We start from the raw sequence: 4,193 nt of genomic DNA on the forward strand, positions 1-4,193 counted from the left end.
AACCCGAAAACGCTCCGATACAGGGACTTCTACGCGAGGTCGCCCAGTTCAGACGATGAGGAGTCCTCCTCCTAGCCCACAATCTGCAAAGGAGGATTAACTTTATATTAGCGACAATACAGCGCGAGCGCATGTGAAGCACATATATCAAAAGCTGGGCGTGCATAGCCGGGAAGAACTTCTCGACTTCATCGAGTCGCTCAAATGAGCCTGTTTCCCTGATTGCGCCTTATACGCAACGCCATGAGCCTAGCCAAAAGGATATTGCCCTGAATGCGCCTTTAAGCTGCCTTAGGCATGGCGGGGGCAACTCTAGCCTGTCTAGCTGGTTGCGTCCCAGCAGCATCGGCTTCTAAGGATCTTTCCGACACAGGGGAGATGACAGTTACCGAGAAATATTCATGGGAGATGCCCCGAGTCCATAAACGAGGGTGTCAGTACGGGCGTCGGCCTTTTAACGATGTGCCCTCGCCGCGCACCGACGCAGTGCCGCTCTCGGTCGACTGGCTCCTATTCGCCATTGCGGTAAAGTGTGGCGGACATTGCCAGGACTTCATCGAGCTGCTTGACAGAGTCGATTTGGTTGGGTGTTTTCTGCGCTATAATTTCTTGAACTTGCAAGCGACACGCAGAGAGGTACCCATGCTTACTCCTGAGGAACAACTGCACATTATCAAATCCGGTACGGCCCAGATCGTACCTGAATCGGCGCTTTTGGAGAAGCTCAAGCGCGGCGTGCCGCTGAACGTGAAGCTTGGGGTCGATCCGACGGCCCCCGATATCCATCTGGGTCACGCGGTGCCCCTGCGCAAGCTGCGCCAGTTCCAGGATCTGGGGCATCAGGTGACCCTCATCATCGGCGACGGCACCGCGCTCATCGGCGATCCGTCCGGCCGCAACTCCACGCGCCCGCAGCTTTCCCGCGAGCAGATCCAGGAGAATGCCCAAACCTACGTCGACCAGGCCTTCAAGGTGCTCGACCCGGAGAAGACCGTCCTGCGCTACAACTCCGAGTGGATCCTCGATTTGGATATGGAGCAGCTCCTGAAGCTGCTGGCGAATTTCACCGTGGCACGCATCTTGGAACGCGACGACTTCCACAACCGCTACACGTCCGGGCAATCCATCAGCCTGCACGAGTTCCTCTATCCGGTCATGCAGGCCTACGACTCCGTGGTCATCAAGGCCGACGTGGAGCTCGGCGGCACCGACCAGCTGTTCAACCTGCTCGCCGGCCGCGAGCTCATGGAGAAAATGGGCATGGAGCCCCAGGTCTGCCTCACGCTGCCTTTGCTCGAGGGCACCGACGGCGTGAAGAAGATGTCGAAGAGCTACGGCAACTACATCGGGCTGACTGACGAGCCGTCCAATATGTTCGGGAAGGTCATGTCCATTCCTGACGAGCTCATGGTGAAGTACTACCGCCTCGCCTCCACCGAAGCCGTGGACGAAATCGACCGCATCGAGGCCGGCCTTGCCGCCGATGAGCTGCACCCCAACAAGGTGAAGCGCGCGCTCGCCCGCAACATCGTGACCGCCTACTACGACGACGTGGCCGCCGAGGCCGCCGAGGCCGACTTCGATCTCAAGTTCAAGGAGCACGGCTTCCCGGCCGACGCCCCCGTCTTCGCGCCCGATCTGACGCCGGATGAGAACGGCCTGGTGTACGTGGCGAAGATCCTCGTGGACGCCGGGGTGGCCGGCACCGCTTCCGAAGCGCGTCGTCTCATCGACGGCGGCGGTGTGAAGGTCAACGGCGAGGCGCTGGCGCCTAAAGCCTACAACGTGGCTCCCGAAGTTCTCGCTGGCGCCGAGGTGCAGGTGGGGAAGAAGAAGTTCGTGCGCTTCGAGTAGACTTTAAAGAGCAACGAAGATTTGCCGAAGTTTGCCAGCCGAGAGCCAGCGGCGTTTTCCGCTTAGAGGAGTTTTTTCCAGAAACGAAAAAAAGCTGCAAGGATTCGCGTGGCTGAATCGTGTTACTTGCAGAGACGGAAGAAAACTCAAGGAGGAACCTGAATTATGAAGAAGTCTACCTTCGTTGTTGTCGTGGTGCTCGCGTTGGCGCTTTGCGTGCCGGCGGTGGCTTTCGCCGCCCTTTCCCCGTCGTCGCCGATGGCGATCGGCTCCCGTTCGGCTGCGGCGACGTGTCCGAATTACGCCGACCGCAATGCCAACGGTGCGTGCGACCGGCATGAGAATGGTGCGTGCCCCGGCTACACTGATGCCGACGGCGATGGCGTCTGCGACAACTATGCCGCACCGCGATCTAACGGCAAGGCTGCGCCCGACAATGGCGACGCTTCCGCATCCGATGACGCTGCCGCCCCTGAGGCTCCGGCCCAGGAAGCACCGGCGCCCAAGGCCGCTCCACGCGGTGATGGCCGCGGCTACACTGATGCCGACGGCGATGGCGTCTGCGACAACTACCAAGACGGCGCGTGCTCTGGGTATGTGGATGCCGACGGCGACGGCATATGCGACAACTGCGCCGGTGCTGGAGCGAACTGCCCGGGCTACGTGGATGCCGACGGTGATGGCGTCTGCGACAACTACGGCAGCGGGAACGGCCATGGTCATGGCCATGGCCGTCACCATGGCGGCGGTCACGGCTGCGCTCGCTAAACAAACCCTGCGAGTGCGTGAGATCTGCCCCTGACATAGAAGAGACTATGGCGCGTCATGGCGATACCGTGTGGCGCGTTTGCCTTACGGCGCTTTGTCGCCATGCGGATGCCGAGGACGCGTTCCAGAATTCATTTCTGAAATACGCACTCGCAGATGATGTTCAGTTTCGCGAAGAGGAACATCGCAAGGCGTGGTTGATTCGGGTTGCTTCGAACACGTGCCGCGATATGCGGCGGGCGGCTGCGAGTAAGAATGTGCTGCTTGATGAGACCTCATTCGAATCGCTCGCGTCCCGCGATGAGGAGGCTCAGCCCGATTCGCGTGTGAAAGAAGTGCTCGATGCCATGAGCGACCTCGATGACCCTCCCCGCACTCCCGTGTATCTTGCTCTGTACGAGGGCTACACGGCCCCGGAGATCGCTTCGATGCTCGATGCCCCCGTGAATACCGTGTATTCCTGGATTGCCCGCGGCAAAAAGACGCTGAAGGAGGCCCTCTCATGACCGATCTTGAGCAGCGTATCCGTGAGGCCTACGATGCCCAGCATGCTTCCGATGAGCTCCGCGGACGTACGCTGGTCTTTCTCGAGGAAGAGCGGAAGAGGCAGCCGGATGCTTCCTTTGTTGAGGTGCATCGCGCTCCCCTGCGGCGTCGCCCGCGAGCGCGCGTCGTCACTGCTTGGGCCGCATGCCTTTTGCTCGCGCTGGCCCTCGTCGGCGTCTATGGCGTGTATCGCGCGCCGTCTGCTTTCGTGGACATTGAGGTGAACCCCTCTCTTGAGCTTACGGTTAATACGTTCGGTATCGTGATTGAAGCCGAAGCGCTCAATGATGATGGCGCTGTCGTGCTCGGCGCTGTTGATATGCTGAATCGCCCTTACGGCGACGTCATCGGCGCGCTGCTGTCGAGTGACGCATTCGGCTCTTATGCTGAGAAAGATGCGTTTATTGACGTCAACGTGGTTTCTGAGAACAATCGCCTGGGGGAGAGCCTTGTTGCTCAAAGCGACGAGGCGCTGTCCTCTTCATCCTGTGAACATGCTTGTCGCCGTGCCGATAGCGCCACTCGCGATGCGGCAGCTGCGGCGGGTTTGGGCGTTGGTCGCTATCAGGCTGCCCAAGAGCTGATGAGCCTCGATCCCTCATACACGCTCGAGGAGTGTGCTTCCATGACTATGCGTCAGCTGCGTGATCGCATCGACGCGTGCCACAGCGGCCAGGAGGGCGATTCCTACGAGGGTCACGGACATGGCCAAGGGGCTGGTAAGGGATATGGTCACGGCCGCCATGGCAATTAAACGAGGCGACGCATAACGTATTGCGACGGAGTTTCGGCCGTCTCAGGGGCCATTCGTGCGGATGAAAGATTTTTCAAAAAACCCCTTGCGCGAAACCCGTGGAGCTGTATCATATGCGGGCTGCCTTTTCCGGAAGTGCGGAAGGCGGCGCCCCCGGCGGGCCGGGGGCCGTGTCGGGCGGGAGAGCGAAGTTGTCGAGATTTCGTGAACCGCTTGACGGGGGATGCGAGTCCCTGTAAAGTATTTCCTTGCGCCGCTCGCGAGGGCGGCG

Annotated in this window: 5 protein-coding genes; all 5 read left to right on the top strand. The window is 60.1% G+C overall.

Annotation, left to right across the window (positions count from 1 at the left end):
* Positions 1-106: 106 nt before the first annotated feature.
* The 5 genes from ACW4LP_RS12210 to ACW4LP_RS12230 all read left to right on the top strand — a co-directional run bounded on the left by ACW4LP_RS12210 (position 107) and on the right by ACW4LP_RS12230 (position 3,922).
* Entirely contained in the window at positions 107-208 is a 102-nt protein-coding gene (locus ACW4LP_RS12210; protein WP_455803864.1) for a LuxR C-terminal-related transcriptional regulator, read from the top strand.
* 434 nt (positions 209-642) lie between these two features.
* Positions 643-1,854, top strand: coding sequence for a tyrosine--tRNA ligase (gene tyrS / locus ACW4LP_RS12215; RefSeq protein ID WP_114548129.1), 1,212 nt, complete (start codon positions 643-645; stop codon positions 1,852-1,854).
* Between the two features lie 165 nt (positions 1,855-2,019).
* Positions 2,020-2,622, top strand: coding sequence for a hypothetical protein (locus ACW4LP_RS12220; protein WP_302383776.1), 603 nt, complete (start codon positions 2,020-2,022; stop codon positions 2,620-2,622).
* Between the two features lie 47 nt (positions 2,623-2,669).
* Entirely contained in the window at positions 2,670-3,128 is a 459-nt protein-coding gene (locus tag ACW4LP_RS12225) for an RNA polymerase sigma factor (protein WP_173111747.1), read from the top strand.
* Positions 3,125-3,922, top strand: a complete 798-nt coding sequence (locus ACW4LP_RS12230; protein WP_173111750.1) for an anti-sigma-I factor RsgI family protein — start codon at positions 3,125-3,127, stop codon at positions 3,920-3,922. The genes ACW4LP_RS12225 and ACW4LP_RS12230 overlap by 4 nt, the downstream gene beginning before the upstream one ends.
* Positions 3,923-4,193 lie beyond the last annotated feature (271 nt).

Source organism: Adlercreutzia sp. CNCM I-6215 (genome assembly GCF_977072315.1).